27 protein-coding genes are annotated in these 20,101 nt (G+C 46.2%); 18 read left to right on the forward strand and 9 right to left on the reverse strand.

Annotated features, from left to right (window positions below; genetic code table 11):
* From IBX48_RS06955 to IBX48_RS06965, 3 genes are all read right to left on the reverse strand, one after another.
* Positions 1-507 (reverse strand): phospholipase D-like domain-containing protein (locus IBX48_RS06955; RefSeq protein WP_296832265.1); only part of this gene is annotated, 507 nt, incomplete at its 3' end.
* Positions 508-629: 122 nt separating this feature from the next.
* A complete protein-coding gene (locus tag IBX48_RS06960; RefSeq protein ID WP_296832268.1) occupies positions 630-800 on the reverse strand; it encodes a hypothetical protein in 171 nt (56 codons plus the stop codon).
* An 88-nt stretch (positions 801-888) separates the two neighbouring features.
* Complete coding sequence (locus tag IBX48_RS06965; RefSeq protein WP_296832270.1) at positions 889-1,119, reverse strand: hypothetical protein; 231 nt, start codon at positions 1,117-1,119, stop codon at positions 889-891.
* A 180-nt stretch (positions 1,120-1,299) separates the two neighbouring features.
* Between IBX48_RS06965 and IBX48_RS06970 the strand changes: the two genes are divergently transcribed.
* From IBX48_RS06970 to IBX48_RS07000, 7 genes are read left to right on the forward strand one after another with little or no spacing between them, the layout of a single operon-like run.
* On the forward strand, positions 1,300-1,575 hold the full coding sequence (locus IBX48_RS06970) for an accessory factor UbiK family protein (RefSeq protein WP_296832273.1): 276 nt from the start codon (positions 1,300-1,302) through the stop codon (positions 1,573-1,575).
* A 3-nt stretch (positions 1,576-1,578) separates the two neighbouring features.
* Positions 1,579-3,087, forward strand: a complete 1,509-nt coding sequence (locus IBX48_RS06975; RefSeq protein ID WP_296832276.1) for a YifB family Mg chelatase-like AAA ATPase — start codon at positions 1,579-1,581, stop codon at positions 3,085-3,087.
* Positions 3,087-3,776, forward strand: a complete 690-nt coding sequence (locus IBX48_RS06980) for a sulfite exporter TauE/SafE family protein (RefSeq protein ID WP_296832279.1) — start codon at positions 3,087-3,089, stop codon at positions 3,774-3,776. Before IBX48_RS06975 ends, IBX48_RS06980 begins: the two co-directional genes overlap by 1 nt.
* Before the next feature lie 17 nt (positions 3,777-3,793).
* Positions 3,794-4,279: an RNase A-like domain-containing protein gene (locus IBX48_RS06985; RefSeq protein ID WP_296832282.1), complete on the forward strand. Its 486-nt coding sequence runs from the start codon at positions 3,794-3,796 to the stop codon at positions 4,277-4,279.
* A gap of 2 nt (positions 4,280-4,281) precedes the next feature.
* Complete coding sequence (locus IBX48_RS06990; protein ID WP_296832285.1) at positions 4,282-4,569, forward strand: hypothetical protein; 288 nt, start codon at positions 4,282-4,284, stop codon at positions 4,567-4,569.
* Positions 4,566-4,760, forward strand: a complete 195-nt coding sequence (locus IBX48_RS06995) for a hypothetical protein (RefSeq protein ID WP_296832288.1) — start codon at positions 4,566-4,568, stop codon at positions 4,758-4,760. The genes IBX48_RS06990 and IBX48_RS06995 overlap by 4 nt, the downstream gene beginning before the upstream one ends.
* A gap of 46 nt (positions 4,761-4,806) precedes the next feature.
* A complete protein-coding gene (locus IBX48_RS07000) occupies positions 4,807-5,469 on the forward strand; it encodes a cupin domain-containing protein (RefSeq protein WP_296832290.1) in 663 nt (220 codons plus the stop codon).
* An 83-nt stretch (positions 5,470-5,552) separates the two neighbouring features.
* On the opposite strand, the gene IBX48_RS07005 is transcribed toward IBX48_RS07000, so the two are convergent.
* The 3 genes from IBX48_RS07005 to IBX48_RS07015 all read right to left on the reverse strand — a co-directional run bounded on the left by IBX48_RS07005 (position 5,553) and on the right by IBX48_RS07015 (position 6,776).
* Positions 5,553-5,807 (reverse strand): GlsB/YeaQ/YmgE family stress response membrane protein, encoded by a 255-nt coding sequence (locus tag IBX48_RS07005; RefSeq protein ID WP_296832293.1) that lies wholly within the window; start codon positions 5,805-5,807, stop codon positions 5,553-5,555.
* Between the two features lie 13 nt (positions 5,808-5,820).
* Positions 5,821-6,012, reverse strand: coding sequence for a DUF3185 family protein (locus tag IBX48_RS07010; RefSeq protein ID WP_296832296.1), 192 nt, complete (start codon positions 6,010-6,012; stop codon positions 5,821-5,823).
* 182 nt (positions 6,013-6,194) lie between these two features.
* Positions 6,195-6,776 carry a methyltransferase gene (locus IBX48_RS07015; protein WP_296832340.1) on the reverse strand — a complete coding sequence of 194 codons (582 nt, stop codon included), beginning with the start codon at positions 6,774-6,776 and terminating at the stop codon, positions 6,195-6,197.
* Between the two features lie 68 nt (positions 6,777-6,844).
* Here IBX48_RS07015 and rep point away from each other — a divergent pair, with 68 nt between their 5' ends.
* The 4 genes from rep (at position 6,845) to IBX48_RS07035 (ending at position 10,377) form a co-directional block, all read left to right on the forward strand.
* The gene (rep, locus tag IBX48_RS07020; RefSeq protein WP_296832299.1) at positions 6,845-8,887 is read left to right on the forward strand and encodes a DNA helicase Rep; all 2,043 of its coding nucleotides are present in this window, start codon (positions 6,845-6,847) and stop codon (positions 8,885-8,887) included.
* 73 nt (positions 8,888-8,960) lie between these two features.
* On the forward strand, positions 8,961-9,587 hold the full coding sequence (locus tag IBX48_RS07025; protein ID WP_296832302.1) for an outer membrane beta-barrel protein: 627 nt from the start codon (positions 8,961-8,963) through the stop codon (positions 9,585-9,587).
* A gap of 210 nt (positions 9,588-9,797) precedes the next feature.
* Positions 9,798-10,064 carry a CopG family ribbon-helix-helix protein gene (locus IBX48_RS07030; protein WP_296832305.1) on the forward strand — a complete coding sequence of 89 codons (267 nt, stop codon included), beginning with the start codon at positions 9,798-9,800 and terminating at the stop codon, positions 10,062-10,064.
* On the forward strand, positions 10,048-10,377 hold the full coding sequence (locus IBX48_RS07035; RefSeq protein ID WP_296832309.1) for a type II toxin-antitoxin system RelE/ParE family toxin: 330 nt from the start codon (positions 10,048-10,050) through the stop codon (positions 10,375-10,377). The genes IBX48_RS07030 and IBX48_RS07035 overlap by 17 nt, the downstream gene beginning before the upstream one ends.
* A gap of 9 nt (positions 10,378-10,386) precedes the next feature.
* On the opposite strand, the gene IBX48_RS07040 is transcribed toward IBX48_RS07035, so the two are convergent.
* The gene (locus IBX48_RS07040) at positions 10,387-10,728 is read right to left on the reverse strand and encodes a zinc ribbon domain-containing protein YjdM (protein WP_296832312.1); all 342 of its coding nucleotides are present in this window, start codon (positions 10,726-10,728) and stop codon (positions 10,387-10,389) included.
* Between the two features lie 69 nt (positions 10,729-10,797).
* Between IBX48_RS07040 and IBX48_RS07045 the strand changes: the two genes are divergently transcribed.
* The 6 genes from IBX48_RS07045 (at position 10,798) to IBX48_RS07070 (ending at position 16,211) form a co-directional block, all read left to right on the forward strand.
* Entirely contained in the window at positions 10,798-11,505 is a 708-nt protein-coding gene (locus tag IBX48_RS07045) for a class I SAM-dependent methyltransferase (protein ID WP_296832315.1), read from the forward strand.
* Positions 11,502-12,665, forward strand: coding sequence for an iron-containing alcohol dehydrogenase (locus IBX48_RS07050; RefSeq protein ID WP_296832318.1), 1,164 nt, complete (start codon positions 11,502-11,504; stop codon positions 12,663-12,665). Before IBX48_RS07045 ends, IBX48_RS07050 begins: the two co-directional genes overlap by 4 nt.
* Positions 12,666-12,753: 88 nt before the next feature.
* Complete coding sequence (locus tag IBX48_RS07055) at positions 12,754-13,674, forward strand: Tim44-like domain-containing protein (RefSeq protein WP_296832320.1); 921 nt, start codon at positions 12,754-12,756, stop codon at positions 13,672-13,674.
* 73 nt (positions 13,675-13,747) lie between these two features.
* A complete protein-coding gene (locus IBX48_RS07060) occupies positions 13,748-14,209 on the forward strand; it encodes a hypothetical protein (RefSeq protein WP_296832323.1) in 462 nt (153 codons plus the stop codon).
* 48 nt (positions 14,210-14,257) lie between these two features.
* On the forward strand, positions 14,258-15,307 hold the full coding sequence (gene truD, locus IBX48_RS07065; RefSeq protein ID WP_296832326.1) for a tRNA pseudouridine(13) synthase TruD: 1,050 nt from the start codon (positions 14,258-14,260) through the stop codon (positions 15,305-15,307).
* Between the two features lie 337 nt (positions 15,308-15,644).
* Positions 15,645-16,211: a chemotaxis protein CheW gene (locus tag IBX48_RS07070; protein WP_296832329.1), complete on the forward strand. Its 567-nt coding sequence runs from the start codon at positions 15,645-15,647 to the stop codon at positions 16,209-16,211.
* Between the two features lie 39 nt (positions 16,212-16,250).
* Here the strand turns inward: IBX48_RS07070 and IBX48_RS07075 are convergent, their stop codons facing one another.
* Positions 16,251-17,474, reverse strand: coding sequence for a DEAD/DEAH box helicase (locus IBX48_RS07075; protein ID WP_296832332.1), 1,224 nt, complete (start codon positions 17,472-17,474; stop codon positions 16,251-16,253).
* A gap of 6 nt (positions 17,475-17,480) precedes the next feature.
* Positions 17,481-18,854, reverse strand: a complete 1,374-nt coding sequence (gene ppnN / locus IBX48_RS07080; RefSeq protein WP_296832335.1) for a nucleotide 5'-monophosphate nucleosidase PpnN — start codon at positions 18,852-18,854, stop codon at positions 17,481-17,483.
* Positions 18,855-19,016: 162 nt separating this feature from the next.
* Between ppnN and IBX48_RS07085 the strand changes: the two genes are divergently transcribed.
* Positions 19,017-19,943 carry a DnaJ C-terminal domain-containing protein gene (locus IBX48_RS07085; RefSeq protein ID WP_296832337.1) on the forward strand — a complete coding sequence of 309 codons (927 nt, stop codon included), beginning with the start codon at positions 19,017-19,019 and terminating at the stop codon, positions 19,941-19,943.
* The last annotated feature ends 158 nt before the right edge of the window (positions 19,944-20,101 follow it).

The following is a 20,101-nucleotide window of genomic DNA, read 5'->3' on the forward strand; positions in this document are numbered from 1 at the left end:
TTGTTCAAAGCTTTGTTCAATAGTTTTAGCTAATTTGGGGCTATCAATGACAAAACCCAGTTCAGTGTTTAAATGGCTGGAGCGTGGATCAAAATTGAATGAGCCCACAAATACGTGTTGACTATCAACCGCAAAAGTTTTCGCATGCAAGCTGGTCGCTGAACTACCAAATGGCCCGTTTTTTTTGGGTTTGCCATTTGTTTTGTGACTAAGACGCATTTCAAATAGCTCAACCCCGCCAGCTAATAAGTGACGGCGATGTTTAGCATATCCGGCATGTACCGCTACGACATCTGTGGCATCCAAAGAGTTGGTTAGGATGCGTATCTTTACGCCTCGATTTACAAGGTCTATAAAGTCTTGAGTGCCGGCCTTAGTTGGCACAAAATAGGGCGAAATTAATGTCACTTGATGGCTTGGCTCGCCAATAATTTGTTCCAATTGATAGCTCATTAAGCTGTGAAGTTTAGCTTGCCCTAAGCCTTTGGCCGGGTCATCACTTAACATACTAACGGGGGCTCCAATCAAAATAGAGTTCACCTTTTATCAGCTCGCGGATTAAATCGGATTCACTGATGGCCTTGATGTAGGATTCGACGCCGTTTGGCTTAGGCTGTTCAAATCTTGTTTTAAGGTAGACACCATATATTCGACAGGGTAGGCGGGTTGGCTTGCCCAATAGCGACGACATCTAAGTCTGCAAATAATAAGTTTTTGGTTGCAGAAAAATATTTATCGCCAATATTGCGACCACCGACAATCGCTACTTGGTTGTCGGCAATAAAAGCTTTATTGTGCATCCGCCGATTCGCTCGTGAAAAATCAGTAATAAAGCCCAACCACCTGGGGTGGCGCACGATAAAAGGATTAAATAAACGTACTTCGATATTAGGGTGGTTGGCGAGAGCGGTGCCCTATTGAATGTCGAGCGTTTTTTTCGGCGACTTGAGTTAAAAGTGCGCGCGCGGCAAACGCATCGTGCGGATCAGATAAGGCGCGAATTCCGCTAAGGTTTGGGTATTCTAGGGTTTGTGGCTGAATGGTTTCGCCGAGCAATGTGTGTTGTGATTCGTCTGCCCTTAACGCATAAGATGTTACGGTTTGATCAATTTTTGGCAAGGTTCACCCCATAACTAAACTGGCAAAAAATAAAATAATGGCTAGACGGAAAAACTTAATCAAATCATATTTATAAACCTTGAATATAATATAGTTTTGCGAGCTTTGCCCTAGAAAGCAAGTAAAAATCGTATAATCCCTAAACACGTTTAATATTTATTGAATTTAAGGGATCACAAAATGTTTAATCCGCAGCAGTTAGAAGGGATCGCACGCAAAGTTCTAGACACGATTCCGCCCGAAATGGGGCAAGCACCGCAAGCCTTAAAAGCTCAGATTAAAGCCAAGATACAAAGTGCGATGCAAGACATGGACGTGGTAACACGTGAAGAGTTTGATACTCAAACCGCGGTATTAGCGAAAACTCGCGCCAAGCTTGAAGCACTCGAAAAACGCTTGGCCGACTGGGAGACTCAGACACGTCAGCCAGCTTCTAACGCAAACGAGCAGGCTTAAGGTGTGAGTTTTTCATGCGTACAAAGTCGAGCGTTAGTTGGCATGGATGCGCCATTGGTGCAGGTTGAGGTGCATGCCTCGAATGGCTTGCCCAGCCTATCCATTGTGGGGTTACCAGAAACCTCGGTAAAAGAAAGCAAAGACCGAGTGCGCAGTGCCTTGTTAAACAGTGGCTTTGATTTACCGCCTAAACGTATAACCATTAATCTCGCGCCCGCCGATTTACCCAAAGCGGGGAGTCGATTCGATTTGCCCATCGCACTCGCGGTCTTAGTCGCGACGGGTCAATTACCCGCGCAAGCCTTAGGCGGCCACGAGTTTTATGGCGAGTTGGGCTTAAATGGCGAGCTGCGAATTATAAGTGGTTTGTTGCCAGCGTTAATTAAAGCCAAAGCCGCTGGCAACCGTTCAATCATTCCAATAGCAGGCCTGGTGGAAGCCTCGTTATTAAGCGAGGGCGATATTTTAGGCGCAGCGCATTTGTTAGACGTATGCCGTTATTTGATCGAAGCTACGCCACTTAACTCCCCACCTGAACGTGTAGAGCAAGATTTAGATTATGGTGTAGATTTGGCTGATGTACGCGGTCAACACCAAGCCAAACGTGCGTTAGAGGTGGCTGCGAGTGGTCAGCATTCTATATTAATGGTCGGGCCACCGGGGGCGGGAAAAAGCATGCTGGCTCAGCGGTTGGTGACGTTAATGCCGCCGTTAGACGAAAACCAAGCACTTGAGGTCGCCGCCTTGCGTTCGGTGGCGGGCGAGCGTTTAGATCCCACGCGTTTTTTCCAGCGTCAGCTACGAAGCCCACATCACACTTCATCAGCGGCGGCGGTGATTGGTGGCGGCCAAAATCCAAAACCGGGCGCGTTATCTCTTGCCCACAATGGCTTGATTTTTTTCGATGAAATGCCCGAATTTAACCGAGACGTGCTGGAAGCTTTGCGCGAACCCTTAGAAACCAAACAAGTCCATATTGCACGAGTCAAACAACATATTACGTTTCCGTGCGATACCTTATTTATTGGTGCGTTCAATCCAAGTCCAAGCGGATTTTTTGCCGATGATCCAAGATGTAAAGACACGCCTGATCAAATTGCACGTTATCAACGTAAAATCTCCGGACCAATTTTAGATCGAATTGATCTGCATTTACAAGTGCCTGCCGTGGAGGTGGATCAACTCACCGCTGCGCCAGATGAACAAGCCGAAACCAGTGCGCAAGTTCGCATTCGTGTCGCGGAGGTGCGGATGCGTCAAATTCAACGCCAAGGTTGTTTAAATGCCGAACTATCCGTCTCGCAACTTGAACAGCACGTCACTTTAAGCCCACAAGCACAAGCCTTTTTAAAGCAGGGCATTGAGCGTTTAGGTTTATCGGCACGTAGTTATCATAAAATTTTACGCATCGCTCGCACCTTGGCCGATATGGCCACCTCCGAGTCGGTCGAAAATCAACATTTAGCCGAAGCCTTGGGTTATCGAAGTTTAGAACGTCAAGGGTTAGCCTAGTGTTTGAATCCTTATTTATTAGTGCCTTTATTGTGGGTTTACTCGGCGGCGTGCATTGTTTAGGTATGTGCGGTGGGGTGGTGGGTACTTTAACTTTTAGTTTATCGCCCAAACATCAAGTCAGCCAGTGGCGTATGTTGCCTTATCAATTCGCTTATAACCTTGGGCGCATCAGCAGTTATGTGATCGCAGGGGCACTGATTGGTTTATTTGCCGCTTCACTTAGCACGCTGGTACCGTTTTTACCGTTTCAACAAGCTTTACAAGTGTTCGCTGGTCTGTTTATGATTGCTTTGGGCTTGTATTTAGCGGGCTGGTGGCATGGTGTGATTGTGATTGAACGTCTCGGCGGCGCATTATGGCAACGCCTGCAACCCTATACCCAAAAATTGACTCCGGTTAGAACCTTGCCCCAGGCCTGGTTGTATGGTTTGGTATGGGGTTGGTTACCTTGTGGTTTGGTTTATAGTGTGTTGATTATGGCGTTTAGCGCCGCTTCGCTTAGTCAGGGCGCGTTAGTAATGCTGGCATTTGGGCTCGGCACCTTGCCCAACTTAATGTTAATGGGCGTGTTTGCATTTTATTTTACGCGACTCGCGCGCAACATCTGGGTCAAACGTTTGGCTGGCTTGTCGGTTATGTTAATGGGCGGCTGGCAAATTTATTTAGCGTTAAGTATTAATATTTAATAGGTGGAGAGGTGTTTGTGAAAAAGTGGTTAGGGTTTATTGTTGTCGGCGTGTTATTAGCCGGTTGCACACCTACGCCTGATACGGGAGGCATAGGGGATGTACGACAACCGATTCAGGTGGATTTAGCGGAGCATGAAGCCTTTGGTCATACAATTGCGCGCCATGTGGACAAGGATGACCCCTATCTTGCCGAAAGGTTAGAACGCAATTTGAGAGTGAACACCGTCTCCACCTTTAGCAGCTATGAGGTTGCGGAAGCGTCTATAAATGCGGTACTGAATCTTAAGCGACAAGAAGTCGCCGATTGGTGGCGTGGCGACTTGGCGCGCCAAGCTTTTTTTGCACGTGTGCCTACGCATGGTCGTTATTTGACGCGTCAAATGTGGCAAGATCGCCTTGAAGCTCGGTATGTGCCCGATCAGGCCGTCGTTAGAGTTGTGCTGGTAAGACGTAACGACGGTTTTTTTGTGCTAACCGCTTTTCCACAGCCGGATAAGTAAAGATGGACTGGCAACAACAAGACGAGTTTTTACAACGCTGGCCAGCGTTGCACAGTTTACTCGCCGCTTATATTGCAATTGATGAAGACAGTCAAGCGGCCGCGATTCAGGCTTTTAAACGCGAGAATCCGAATCAAATCCAAGCCACGCAACAAGCCCTAATAGAATTACTTGAAATCAACCACCAGGCCTGGTGGTTACTAGCGGCCAACTTAGCCTCGCAACAACCCAGTGACCACCAGGCCTGGTTGCAAGAATTAATCACTCAACTGCAACAGGAGGCCAAATGAGTTTGTATGAACTGTTATTAATTGTGCCCGCTATTTTTCTACTGATTGCATTGGGCATGGTGGTGCTGGCATTTGTACAATATACACCGGGTGAGATTTTTCGCACCGTGGGATTATGGTTTAAAACCAACGCGGTAGCGCTGGCATTATATATAAGTGTATTAGTGGTGCTGGCGATCTTTTTACTTTAACCAGGCCTGATGGTTTGCTATACAGCTTATTTAAAAGGAATACGGCATGCCTAATTTAGACGAGCCACTCAATATGGACTTCAGCCAAAAAGTGGTGGTGCAAACCGAAAGCTTGGACTGGCTAGGCAGTCGTGCTGATAATGTATTGCGTAAACCGTTAGAAAGAGCATTGGCCGAATCCGGTCGAACTACCAGCATCGTGCAGTTTTTACCCGGCGCATATTTCCCGGCTCATCAACATGGTTTGGGAGAAGAAATTTTCGTGTTAGAAGGTGTTTTTTCGGATGAAAATGGCAGCTACCCCGCCGGTACTTATTTACGTAATCCACCTGGTTCAAACCATTCGCCCTATTCCAAACAGGGTTGTATCATTTTCGTAAAACTAGAGCAATTTTCAGCAGAAGACACCCAAAAAGTAGTGCTCGATACCAACCAAGCCAACATGCAACCCGGTTTGGGTAACTTAAAGGTATTAAGTTTGCATAGTTTTCAAACTCAACATACCGCACTGGTCTATTGGCCACCGGGTGAAAAGTTCCAACCGCATCGTCACTGGGGCGGCGAAGAAATATTGGTATTAAAAGGCGAGTTTATTGACGAACATGGACGATACCCGAAAGGCACTTGGATCCGAAGCCCCCATCTAAGTTTGCATAATCCTTATGTGGAAGAAGCAACCTTAATTTATGTTAAAACTGGGCATTTGTAGATACGCTGGGTTGACTGGTCAAATTAGTTTTGCCTCCAGCGCAGGTTTTTAGATTAACCCATAATTAAATTATGGATGCTGAGCTAGGCTCTTTTAACGATTCTGATAAGAGACAATAAAATAACCGCGCCAATCAGCGCCATAATAATAGAGCCTAGTAAGCCGCTAGTGACGATAATTCCAAGAAAATCGAAAACGATTCCGCCCAAAATAGCGCCAACAATGCCGACTATAATATTACCAATGATGCCAAAACCACTGCCTTTCATTATAGTGCCGGCAAGCCAACCGACCAGCGCGCCTACAGCTAAAAAGATGATTAAATTAGTGATGTCCATGTTATCTCCAGTATTAGTTTCTAATGAAAAGGTATAGGCCAACTACTAAACTGATCGCACCACCTATGTAAAAAAACATCACCTTATCTGCTTCAGCCCCAGTTATGGCTTGAGTTACTTCTGAGCTGATAGAGTCAGATAATTGGAACCCCCATATTGCAAGGCCAACCCCGATAACGACTAAAACAATTCCGATAATTCTCATGATATGCTCCTAATTTTTGTACGATTGTTAATCCCGTTTTGTCTATTACAGATAGTTTAAACATGACCTAGTGTTTAATACTTAAAGGAATAGTCTCACTTGATAGTAGTCCCGTTTTTTACATAACACAATGTTTTAGTTAAAAAGATTGACGGTAGTAATAAAGCCAGCAGGCCTGGTGGTTATTGCTTAATCGTGCGTGAGATCGTGTAATCTTTGCCTTGTTTAACCTTATCGTAATAACCAAATACTTCCATAAAGTTTCGTTTCATATAATCGCGTAATCCATTAATCGTTACCACCACGAGTTGGCCACCGGGAGCCATTTGTTCGTGGATGTCGTGCAGCATAATGCTCATCATTTCTTTGCCAACTTTGGCGGGCATATTCGATACCACCGTGGTGAATTGAATGTTTTTAGGCACATGACTTAAACCGTTCGATAAATAAGCTTTGGCGTTATTTAAGCAGTTTAAATCGGCATTTTTATTAGCGTATTCGACCGCCATAAAATCCTTATCCACCATATGCACGTTACCTTGTGGCGCATTAGCGGCAATCGCCAAACCCAATGGGCCATAACCACAGCCTAAATCAAGTACTATTTCATCCGGCTTAATTGTAAGGTGACGCAGCAACAGTTCGGTACCGGCATCAATTTCGCGCGGGCTAAAAATGCCCCACGTGCTGCGAAAGGTCAAATTGTGACCTAATAGGTTGGTATTAAATTCGAGGTCTTGTTTTAGCTGGTCAATGCTGGCCATTTTTTTATTTTCCACTGAGTTTTGATTTATCATATTGTACCCTTTTCATTTGAGTGACACGCGCAAACATGCACAGCCTAAACCCTCGACAATTAGAAGCCGTATTGCACATCGACACGCCCCTGTTGGTGTTGGCGGGCGCGGGCAGTGGTAAAACGCGCGTTATCACCGAAAAAATTGCCCACTTGGTGCGCAAGCACGACTACAAACCGCATAATATTTATGCCGTCACCTTTACCAACAAGGCCGCGCGCGAGATGAAAGAGCGTGTATCCAAACTGATGGTGGACGAACCGACTAAAGGTTTAAACGTTTCGACTTTTCATAACTTGGGTTTGAATATTATTCGTCAGGAATACAAAGCACTTAACTATAAAGCCAATTTCTCAATTATGGATTCGACCGATACCGGCCAGATTCTGAAAGAACTGATGCGCAAAAATGAGCTTGATCCCGAAGAATTGGATGGCGTGCAATGGACGATTTCGGGCTGGAAAAACCAACATATCGCACCGCAAACCGCGCTGGAAACCGCCGAAGACCCGTTAGCGCAAGCACGCGCTCGACTTTATGCCGCCTATCAAAAACAGTTACACGCCTATAACGCGGTGGATTTTGATGACTTGATTGGTTTGCCGGTACGTTTGTTTAACGAAAACCCGGATATTCTGACCAAATGGCAGAACAAAGTGCGCTATTTATTGGTGGATGAATATCAAGACACCAACGCCGCGCAGTATCAATTAGTCACTCAGTTGGTCGGTTTAGGCGGCAAACTCACGGTGGTAGGTGATGACGATCAATCCATCTATGCTTGGCGTGGCGCGCAGCCAGAAAACTTGGCGTTATTACAGCAGGATTTTCCCGGTTTGCATTTGGTGAAGTTGGAGCAAAATTACCGCTCCAGCCAGCGCATTTTGAACAGCGCCAATCAACTGATTTCGAATAACCCGCACGTATTCGAGAAGATTTTGTGGAGTGAAATGGGACTGGGCGACCCGATTCGTGTAATCGGTTGCGCCAACGAAAACCAAGAAGCCGAACGCGTGGTGTCCGAAATTATTGTGCATAAGTTTAAATACCGCACCAAAAACCGCGACTATGCGATTTTGTATCGCGGTAATCACCAGGCGCGTTTGATCGAACGCGCGTTACGGGAACAGAATTTGCCTTATATTTTATCCGGCGGCCAATCGTTTTTTGAGCGTGCGGAAATTAAAGATGTCATGTCTTATCTTAAATTGATTGTTAACCCAGATGATGATGCGGCATTTTTACGTATTATCAATACACCGCGCCGCGAAATCGGCCCGGGCACGCTCGAAAAACTCGCCACCTACGCCACCCATCGCGGCATAAGCTTGTTTGATGCGTCTCAAGAGTTTGGTTTGACTCAAATCTTGAAAGAAAAATCCCTCAAACGTGTGCAATATTTCGGTGCCTTGTTATTAGAGTGGGTTAAAGAAGCCGAAAACGTCGAAGGCAAGGAGTTGATGAGCTTTGTGCGCGGCGTACTGGATAAAATAGAATACGACAACTGGTTAATGGAAACCGCCAGTAATGTCAAAACCGCCGAACGTCGAATTGAAAACGTGCGTGACTTGATTCTGTGGATTGAGCGTATTGTCACCAAAGCGCACGAAGAAGATGGCGACGAACTCAAGCTCGCCAAAGTCGTATCGCATATGACCTTAATGGACATTTTAGAGCGCAACGAAGAAGAAGCCGATCACGATATGATCAGCTTAATGACCTTGCACGCTTCAAAAGGGCTGGAATTTCCGCATGTGTTTTTGATTGGGGTGGAAGAAGAAATGCTGCCACACAAACAAAACCTCGAATCACCAGGCCTGGAAGAAGAACGACGTTTAGCTTACGTTGGCATTACACGCGCGCAACGCAGTTTGACCATTACTTATGCCCAGAAACGTCGCAAATACGGCGAAGACACGCCTTGCGAACCCAGCCGATTCCTCAGCGAACTCCCCGAAGACGCCTTGCACTGGGAAGGCAAGCCCGGCGTCGAACTCAGCCAAGAAGAAGTCAAAGACCATGGCAACGCCCACATGGCCAACATCCGCGCGATGTTAGCGGCCAAGCTCGATGACTGAAGTTTGGTTGACTTGGCTGTTTTAAGTACTTAATATTGATTAATCTATTTATTCTTAAACTGAAGGGCTTTTTGTGAAGAATCTATTTTTAAAGTGGTGTTTGGTATTTAGCGCGCTGCTCATTGCGCCATCTGTGATGGCGACAAACTTTAGTTACAGTAATCTTGTTTTAACTGGCGAGCGCATGATGTTTAAAGAACCAACGAGTTTAACTGCCGCAGACCGGACGATAAATGGGGTAAGTCTAAAAGTAGGTTATCAATGGGCACCAAATTTATTCACTCGTTTCGAATTAGCTCAGTATGCATACGACCGTAAAAAGTTGAATGTCGAGTCAAAAGTGACGGCTGCTGGGTTAGGTGTGGGTGTAGCAAAAGCGGTGACTGATCGTGTTGATGTGTATGCGTTGGTTTCAGCTAAGCAGACGTTTCTGGAGGTTAAATCCACTACAAATTCTTCGGATGAAGCGGTGTATTTAGTTGGTGAACTGGGCTTTAGAAACTGGTTAACGCCTTCGGTAGAATTCAACTCGGCGATAGTTTACAGCAAGCAACCTAACGAAAAAGATAAGCTTGATTCAAGTATGCATGTGCCAATAGGCATAGGGTTTTGGTTGGAACCCAACGCCGCCATTCATCTTAAATACTTAATAAGTGAAGATTTCTATGGCGCATCGCTAGGTTATGAGGTTCACTTCTAATTAAAGCCTTTTGATCTGGTTGAAAAGAGGCGATGTAAAGGTTGGCGGAATATGCGTTCTCGGTGCCCCATCAAAGTCTCTACCACGCTGGTGCAAATCCTCTTTAACTTATTGATTAATAACATTAACGTCATGGCTATTAATTTCAACAACCAGGCCTGGTTGTGATATATTACTTTGTAATACAAGTCATTACATTTAGGGGTAAAAATGAGTGTAACTAGTGTGCGTTTAAATGATGAATTGGTTTCAGCGCTGGAAGCTTTGGCGCAAAAGCTAGACAGAAGTAAAAACTACCTGATCAATCAAGCGATTAAGGACTATGTGGAGCGTCAAAATAGCGAAGCTCAGCGTTGGCAAGAAACCCTTGAAGCACTGGAAAATGTGCGCTCCGGCGAGTTAGTTGATGGCGATGAAGTGGCGCAATGGCTTAACTCTTGGGGAACGGAAAACGAATTAAGTGCGCCAACACGATGAACGCACTTTGATGAAAGTTCGTTACACCAAACAAGCATTAAATGATCTGGCGCGATTACGCCAGTTTATCGCCGAACATAATCCCCGCGCTGCACAAGCTATTGCGAGTCAATTACTTCATGCGGTTGAGCGACTAAAGCCGTTTCCATTGTTGGGGATAAAAGTCGCCTCTTCACCCAACCCGCAAACCATGCGGGATATGTTTGTCAAAAACTACACTCTACGTTATTTAATCGGGTCGTCCGAAATCATTATTTTGCGGATATGGCACGACAAAGAAAGAGAGCGTTCAACAATCTTACATGATGAATAGCGATTGAATTTAGTCACTCACTTTTTTCACAAACTCAGTTTTCAGGCTCATTTGGCCGATGCCGTCGATTTTGCAGTCGATGTCGTGGTCGCCGTCTTTTAGGCGAATGTTTTTCACTTTGGTACCAACTTTGACTACCAGCGATGAACCTTTCACTTTTAAATCTTTGATCACGGTGACGGTATCACCATCTTGCAAAATTGTGCCGTTGGCATCCTTGTAGACCTTCTCGTCCGATTCTTCGGTGGCGTGTTTTGACCACTCATGTGCACATTCCGGGCAAATCAACATTTCGCCATCTTCGTAGGTATATTCCGAGCCGCATTTTGGGCAGTTTGGTAATCCACTCATCGTTTTAACCTTTAATCTAACCATTAAAACCCGTTATTATAGTAGGTCATTTGAGATCGAGGGAAAAACATGCAACAGACTCAACAACAAATCCTGCGTCATCATGGTGGTGACGGTGAAAATGCACGTCAAATGATTAGCCAAACTTACGCCGAGCGTCATGATGAAAGTTTCTGGCAATTTTGGATGCAATCTGTGCAGCCGGTAATTCAAGCGGGCGATGGCTTAATGGATTTGGGTGCGGGCACGGGTTTGTTTGTGCAGGATTTGGCGCAGCGTTATCCCGAGTCCAACGTTATCGGAATTGAAGCTGCGCCTTATATGTTAGAAGCTTTGGTGGATTTGCCGAGTAATGCACGCATCGAATTAGACGATTTGAATGAACCAGGCCTGGTGGTCGCTGACAATTCGGTGGCCGTGATTATGACCAACTTGGTGGTGCATGAAGTGATTCAGCCGGTGTTGATGTTTCAAGCGGCGTATCGTTGGTTAAAACCGGGCGGGCGTTTTTGTGTGATTGATTTAGTGCGCCAGCCTTTGGAGGATTATTTAACCCAGCGTTATCCTCAGGCCGAGATTTCTCAGGGCAAACTTAAACGTGAAGAATTGGAAAATGCGTTTGAGCATTTTCTAGAGCACAATCGTTATCACGCCGCCGATTTGCTTTATATGTTGACCGCTTGTGGTTTTAAGTTGCTTGAGCAAGCGCCGCTTAAAAATGGTCGTATGGTGCGTTTATTGGTAGAAAAACCCATTAAAAATGGGAGCCTTGCATGATTCCAGCGTTTCAATTTGCCCAAATGCCTGCGATTCAATTTGGTTGGGGGGTCACCGATAAGCTCGCCGATGCGGTATTGGCACAAACTAAAGCTTCTTTAATGTTGATAAGTGGCGGTTATGCCGACCAGCACTTCGTTGAACCGCGTTTAGCTAAGGTGTTAGAACAGCGCCGCGTACATCGGGTAGTGGTGCAGGGCGAGCCGTCAGCGGACATGATTGATCAGCTAGTGACGCAAGCACCGCAGGATATTGAATTGGTGATCGGTTTAGGCGGCGGCAGTGTATTAGATGCCGCCAAAGCGGTGGCGGGTTTATTGCCTGAGCGTTTTTCGGTGGTGGATTATCTAGAAGGCGTGGGCTGTGGCCGCAAACTTGAAGCCGATCCCTTGCCTTTTATTGCGGTGCCGACTACCGCCGGAACCGGTTCAGAAACAACCAAAAATGCGGTGATTTCACGCTTGGGCGAATTTAAAAAATCGTTTCGAGATGATCGTTTAGTCGCCAACCAGGCCTGGTTGGATGCCGCGTTCCTGCCTTTTTGTCCTGACCAAGTTTTATATGCCACCGCGATGGACGCGTTTACCCAATTATTAGAATCCTACACCACACTGAAAGCCAATCCGATGACCGACGCCTTAGCTTGGCAAGGCATGGAATTGTTTAGCGGTGCGTTTGAATTGATTGATTCCGAATCACAAACTGATAAACAAGCAGGTTATGAGCGTTTGATGCTGGCCGCCAGTTTGTCTGGCATGACGTTAGCCAATGCCGGATTGGGTGCGGTGCATGGTTTAGCTGGGCCAATTGGCGCGTTTTTTAAATCACCGCATGGCTTGGTGTGCGCCAAGTTGCTTGCGCCGGTTACGCGCGCCAATATTGAAGCTTTGCTGGCGAGTGATGCGGAACATGCACCACAAACCCTGGCTAAATACACCGAGGTCGCCCAATTGCTAACCGGTATTCCCGATTTAGCCGGACTTGTGATGGCGCTCGAAAATATGGTGGCTCAACGTCTACCGCAAGGCTTAAGCGCGTTTGGCCTACGGCCTGATAATTTAACCGAAGTGCTAGCGAATTGTCGCAGTGGCAGTATGCTCGGTAATCCATTAGTGTTATCTGATCAAGCCTTAACCCAGTCAATGTTAGAAGCGCTTTAAACCAGAGTTTATGCGAAAGCACCAGGCCTGGTTGTTTAATACCGGGCTTAGGGATACAATCAATTATAAAATTTATACAGAGGTGACTATGAAAACAGCGTTATTTTCGATGGCCGCGTTAGTGCTGAGCTTAACTTTTATGTTACCCCAGCCAGCGGAAGCCAAACGTTTTGGCGGCGGTGGTAGTTTTGGCAAACAAAAATCCATGCCGGCACAACAGCGTCAAGCGCCAACCCAACAACAGCAAGCCGCGCAAACGCCACGTCAAGCGGCAACAGCCGGTCAAGCCGCAAGCGGTTCTGCTAAATGGCTGGGGCCAATGGCCGGTTTAGCCGCTGGTGGGTTTTTGGCTTGGATGATTTTTGGTGAAGGCTTTGAAGGCATTCAGTTTTTCGACATTTTATTAGTGGCCTTAATTATCTTTGGTTTGATGATGTTTTTACGTGCACGTCAACGTCAACAGCGAACCTTAGCTTACGAACAAGGCTCGCAAACTCAAACGCGACAACCCCATCAATCCATGTACGACCCGGCGAGTTCGGCTTCTGATTCTGACATGTCGAAACCTAACGAGCCCCTGGTGCCGGTGATCGGCTCGGGTTTAAGTGATTACGCCCAACATGGCGTAAACGCGCCGGATTGGTTTGATGAAGCGAGTTTTGTCGAAGGTGCCAAGCAGCACTTTATGGCGATTCAAACCGCTTGGGATCGAGGCAATGCCGCTGAAATCGAAAGCTATTGCACACCCGAGTTATTTGCTGAGTTGCAAAGTTTAATGCAGCAAGTCCAAGCTGGTGAAAACCACACTGAGGTCGATACCCTATATACCCAGGTGCTAGATCAGTCGTTAGAAGATGGCTATTTTGTCGTGAGTTTAGGTTTCAGTGGTTTTATTAAAGAAGATCGCAACGAACCGGCGCATGCCTTTAACGAAGTTTGGCACATTCGCCGTCTTGCTAAAGGCGAGGGCGATTGGCAAATTGCGGGTATTCAACAATTAAACCCGTAACGTAAAAATAAAATTATAAGTGAGCGGTCAAGAACAGAGGACAACCTCCCTGACCAATTTTGAGGATACAAATATGAAGCAACTTAAAAGACACGGATTAATTGCCGCATTGATTCTGGGCGCGTTTTGGTTAACTGGCTGTGAAAAAGAGCCTGTAGAAATTGTGAGTGTACAACTTCTGACGGATACGGATCGCGGGTCGGGTAACTTCGCACGTGTTTTAGAAATTTGTTTAGACCATCCGGTGGCTATCAAATCGCCTTATTATCATACATTGAGTGTGGTTTCTAATGAAGGCTATGAGTTAAAAGGCGGCAGTTGGATTCGTCATATGGCTTCCGACCCTAAAAACCCTTGTCAGTTGCGTAATTTATATTTGTACCTGGGTAAAGAAGATCCACCCGGATCACGTCAGTTAATCGACGAATATTTGCGCCCCGGCAATATCAAGCAATTGGAAATTAAACTCTATGCTGAAGAACCTGAAACCGGACGTGAAACACCGATGGCCGCCAAAATCTATCGTAACTTATAAACCAAACATTAACGTCAATACCACCAGGCCTGGTTGCAAGCAGGCCTGGTGCTTAATCAAGAGCCGCCTTTGTCACATTATTCAACCCTGCCTTATGCTTATGGTGCACCTAGTGCCCAAGCCCGTCTTAAATCCGAACCGGCCGATTTTCAAGTAGAAGAAACCATTGCGTTTTCGCTGAGTGGCGAAGGGGAACACTTGTGGTTATGGGTCGAAAAACAAGGTGAAAATACCGATTGGGTCGCCCAACAGCTTGCCAAGTGGGCGGGTATTCGATTACGTGATATTGGTTTTGCCGGTTTAAAAGATCGCCACGGCATTACACGTCAATGGTTTAGCTTGTATTTGCCGGGTCGAGACAATCCAGATGTCAGTCAGTTTCAGTTTGAATCCATTCGAATCCTTCAACAAACTCGGCATCAGCGTAAATTGCAGACTGGTGGTTTGAGCGGCAACCGGTTTATTCTGACCTTGCGAGATGTGACGGGGGATCAAGCCGATACGGAGCAACGTTTGAAACAAATTCAAACCCAAGGTGTGCCCAACTATTTTGGCGAACAACGTTTTGGCCGCAACGAACAGAATTTAGTGATGGCACAAGGTTTGTTTAATGGCGAACTCACGCGTTTACGTCCAGCCCAACGGGGTCTGTATATTTCCGCCGCACGTTCGTTTTTGTTTAATGAAATCCTCGCCGAACGTGTTCGCCAACAAGCCTGGAACCAGGCCTGGTCGGGTGATGTGTTTCAGCTTGAAGGCTCAGATAAATGGTTTGTGGACGATGGCTCAACCGAATTAGTCGCCCGTGTTAATGAGCTTGATATTCATCCTACCGGGGCCTTAGTGGGCGCGGGGGAGTTAGCCACACAGCAAAACGCGCTTAAACTAGAAGCCCAAGTCTTATCCAAACACCAGGCCTGGTGCCAAGCTTTGGCAGATTTAGGTTTAAAACAAGAACGCCGTGCGTTAAGAGTTTTACCCAAAAACCTGAGCTGGTTGTGGTCTGATAAACAAACATTAGAAGTGTGTTTTGACCTAGCTCCAGGGCGTTACGCGACCGTGCTGATGCGAGAATTAATGGCAAATCACACAGTTTGAAAAAGGTTTAATTCTTTGTTTAATGGTTGTTATATAGAGTGCTTTGCAGGCCGCGGTGGAAGATATTACCCGAGTGGTAGTGGCGCAAGCCGATGGTGATTTAAGCCAGCGAGTGCAATAGCAAGCCGCTACTTTGAATAGATATGGCCTTCTTTAATACAGGTAACACAAACAAAAAAATAGCAGCGACGTCTAAACCTAAGGCCTTAGCCCACCGCACTGGCCAGCCTAAAGCGTTAGCTAAACCAAATAATCCATCCAGTAAAGCAAAATCCACTAGTTCAAAGAATCAAAAATCGGCTAGAATGAAACAGAATGATGAATGGAGTGATTTTTAATGAGCGAATCGCAAGCAGCCGTGGCACAACAAGCCACCCAAGAAATTGAACGAGAAATTGGTTTAAAAGGTGGCGATCAAGATCAGTTTCTGACTTTTATTCTAGGTGATGAAACCTACGGAATTGATATTTTGCGCGTTCAAGAAATTCGCGGCTGGGAAAGCCCAACCCAGTTACCGAACATGCCGGTTTATGTAAAAGGCGTGATTAATATGCGTGGCGCGGTGGTGCCGATTATTGATATGCGTGAACGTTTTAATATCAGCCAACCCACATACGATGAAAGCACGGTTGTGATCGTGATTCATGTTAATCACCGCGCGGAAGGTTCTGAACTGGATGTACAAAAAACCATTGGTTTAGTGGTGGATGGTGTATCCGACGTGCACGATGTCAATATCGACCAGCTACAACACTCGCCATCTTTTGGCGATAACAAGGCGGTAAGTGAAGAGTTTGTAAGAGGTTTAGCAACGTTGGAAGAAATTATGGTGATTATTTTGAATATCGATTTACTCGCTAATCAAGGTATTTTTAACGAAGTAAAGCATTTTAAGCGTCACTAAACTTCACCCAAGCACTTGATTAAAGCGAGTCTATGGGGGTTATTTCTTCTTTTTAGAAGCGGCTTTTTTGGCCGCTTTTTTCTTATGGGTTTTTTTCTTAGCGCCCGCTTTAACTTTGCTCGCGGTTAAATGGGCTTCCATACCAGCAATTTTACTCACCGGTATTTTAGATTGCAGGTGATATTGAATGCGTTCTAATGATTTCAGCTCGTGACCTTCGACTAAACTGATCGCTACACCGACATTCTGTGCGCGGCCAGTGCGTCCGATGCGATGGATATATAGATCGCCGCGCAAAGGTAGGTCGTAGTTGACAACATGCGTAATATTCAATAAATCTAAACCGCGTGCCGCCACGTCGGTGGCCACCAAAACTTTTATTTTGCCTTCTTTAAATTTACTGACTTTCTCTAGACGTTTGGCCTGAATAAAATCGCCGTGTAAAACCTGGGCGTTAATATCTTGGGATTGCAGCCATTCGGTTAAGCTGATCGCCCGTTCTTTTTTATTGCAAAACACAATTGCGCTTTGGCAGCTCGGGTCTTCGACAATCGCTTTCAAAAGGTTTTCTTTGTGCGCGCGATCATCCGCAAATATGACAAACTGTTGCACTTGAGTAGACTGTTGATTAGCCGCATCGACCTGCACGATTTCGGGGTTATCCAATAAGCGATCGGCAAAGCTCTGAATCTGATGACCGGCTAAGGTGGCCGAGAACAACCCAGCCTGAAAATCACCGGGTAACGCATCCAACAGCGCATATACATCTGGCCCCAAACCCATGTCTAACATGCGATCGGCTTCGTCGATAATCACCATCTCTAGATCGTGCAGTTCAATTTCTTCTTGCTCAAGCAAATTTAATAAACGCCCGGGTGTGGCAATTAGAATTTGAAACGCTTGACCCAAGTTTTCGATTTGTTTGTTTTGAGCAAAGCCCCCGCTGATCAGCATCGAACGCACCGTCATGTTTTGGCTGAGTTGACGCACCACGCTGCGAATCTGAATGGCTAATTCGCGCGTGGGCGCCAGCATTAAAATACGTGGCCAACGGCTTTGTTTAGGGTTGTCAAGCAAATGTTGTAGTGCGGGCAATACAAATGCGGCGGTTTTACCTGTGCCGGTGGCCGCGCCTGCTAATACATCTTTGCCTTGCATCATCAGCGGTATCGCCGCTTGCTGGATTGGGGTTGGGCGATGAAAATGCTGGGCTTCTAGCGCGTCCAGTAAACGTGGGTCAAGATCTAAATCGGCAAAAGTCATCAAGGTTTACTCTTTAATAATTCGGTAGCAAGGCACATATTGTGAGGTGTCGAGCTTCATGCGTTTTTGTTCGACCAAGAAGTCCAGTAGATCATCCAGGGCTTGCATAATATCTGGGTCACCATGTAATTCGAACGGCCCATGTTCGGCAATCGCTTTTAAACCGCTGGCTTTCACATTACCCGCCACAATGCCCGAAAATGCACGGCGCAACTGGGCGGCTAATTGATGCACCGGTTGGTTTTTGCTCAGGTTGAGCTGGCTCATGGCCTCGTGAGTGGGCTCAAAGGGCTGTTGTAGCGATGGATCAATATGCAATAACCAATTAAAATAATACGCATCACTGGTATCTTTTCGGTCTTTATGTACGATTTCCATACCTTCGTGCATCAGATCGGCGACTTTTTCCGGATGGTTTATCACAATTTGCAAACGCGATAAGGCCATCTCGCCCAGCGTGGCTTTGATAAATTGTTTAATTTTATCAAAATAAAGCTGACTGTGATCGTCGCCCGTAAGCACCAAGGGAAACGGCAAGTCCGAATTTTGTGGGTGCAATAACAAGCTTAAAATATACAGCAACTCTTCAAGTGTACCCGGCCCGCCGGGGAAAATAATAATGCCATGTCCCAAACGCACAAAGGCTTCTAAACGTTTTTCAATATCTGGCAAAATCACCAATTCGTTAACCACCGCATTAGGTGCCTCAGCGGCGATAATGCCCGGCTCAGACACGCCAATATAACGCTTGTTTTCATAACGTTGGTTATGGTGGCCAACGCCCGCCCCTTTCATGGGGGCTTTCATCACACCCGGGCCACAGCCAGTGCAAATATTTATTTTGTACAGCCCCAGCGTGTAACCTACGTGTTTGGCATATTCGTATTCGTGGCGCGGGATTGCGTGGCCACCCCAACACACCACAATATTTGGCTGCTCATTCGGGCGTAATGCGCCCGCGTTGCGCAGAATGTGAAACACCGCGTTGGTAATGCCAAAGGATTCGTCCAAATTAAATAAATCCGATTCCAGTACATCGTTACGTGCATAAAGTAGATCGCGCACCACTGCAAACAGGTGTTCTTTTAAACCCTCGATCAACTCGCCGTTCACAAAAGCACGCGCAGGCGGGTGAGATAAAACCAATTCTAAACCCCGTCCACGCACGGTTACTTTAATATTAAAGTCTGGGTTTAGCTCCAACAGCTTTAAACCGCTATCGAGATCGCTGCCAGTATTTAACACCGCCAGCGCGCATAAACGCAGGGTTTCGTTAAGACCTTTATCGCCGGTGTCGCAGAGCTGTTCGGCTTCTTGATGGGATAAAACCTGTAGGGTTCCGTTAGGGCGAATCGAAATTTGATCCAGGGTTGACATCATAATGAACTAACTTTTCGTGTTATCTTGTTGTGAATCAGCTTATTATGCGGCTTAAGCCGTTTGCTAGCAACTTAAAATAATTCGCCTAGTGCTTGAAAAACCAACCTGCGTGCCTTATATAAAGCGTAATAAATCACGCAATCTGACAAGATGGAAGCGAACATGGAATATAAAGATTACTATAAAATTTTAGGCATAGAGCGCGCTGCATCGGAAGCCGAGATAAAAAAAGCCTATCGCAAGTTAGCTGGCAAATATCACCCAGATAAACCCACCGGTGACGAATCCAAGTTTAAAGACTTGAGCGAAGCTTACGAAGTCCTAAGCGATAAAGAAAAACGCGCGATGTATGACCAATTTGGCTCTAACTATAAAAACGGTCAACACTTCGATCCTCCACCCGGGTTTGAAGGAATGTATGGTGGCGGTCAAGCGGGCGGGTTTAGCGACTTTTTTGAATCCTTATTTCGCGGCCAAGGTGGTTTTGGTGGTGGCGGCTTCGGCGGTGGTTTTGGCGGCCAGCGTTACCAACAAAAAGGCGACGACCAAGTGGTTAAGATTCTCGTGAGTTTAGAAGACGCGGTCAACGGCAACGAACGCACTTTGAACTTACAAGTGCCGCAAGCCGATGCACGAGGGCAGGTGATTAACCGTCAAAAACAAATCAAAGTCAAAATTCCGGCGGGTATTAAGCAAGGTCAACGTATTCGTTTAAGCGGCCAAGGCGCGGCTGGTTTTGGCGGTGGGCCGAACGGCGATTTGTATTTAGAAATCGACCTACAATCGCATCCACTCTATAAAGTGAAAGACGAAGATGTATTGTTAGATTTACCACTTACCCCTTGGGAAGCCGCGCTCGGCACCAAAGTACAAGTGCCCACTTTAAAAGGTAAGGTGAACTTATCAATCCCGGCGGGTACTCAATCGGGTAGTAAATTGCGCATAAAAGGGCGCGGGCTGGGCAAAACACCAGGCGATCAATACGTGGTCGTACAAATCCACACCCCTCCGGCGCAAACCGAAGAAGCCCAAGCCTTCTACCAACAAATGGCCGAACAAATGCCGTTTAACCCCAGAACGCATTTTTAAGTTATAAAGCCGTCTTAATCAACCACCAGGCCTGGTGATAAAAGGGGACGCTACCCTTTGTTTGGTCTACCAATCGGTTTATAGGATAAATTCCGGTTTTTTTTAAAAGGGGACGCTACCCTTTGTTTGGTCTACCAATCGGTTTATAGGATAAATTC

The sequence above is a fragment of the Thiomicrospira sp. genome, assembly GCF_014859555.1.
Classification (GTDB): domain Bacteria; phylum Pseudomonadota; class Gammaproteobacteria; order Thiomicrospirales; family Thiomicrospiraceae; genus Thiomicrospira.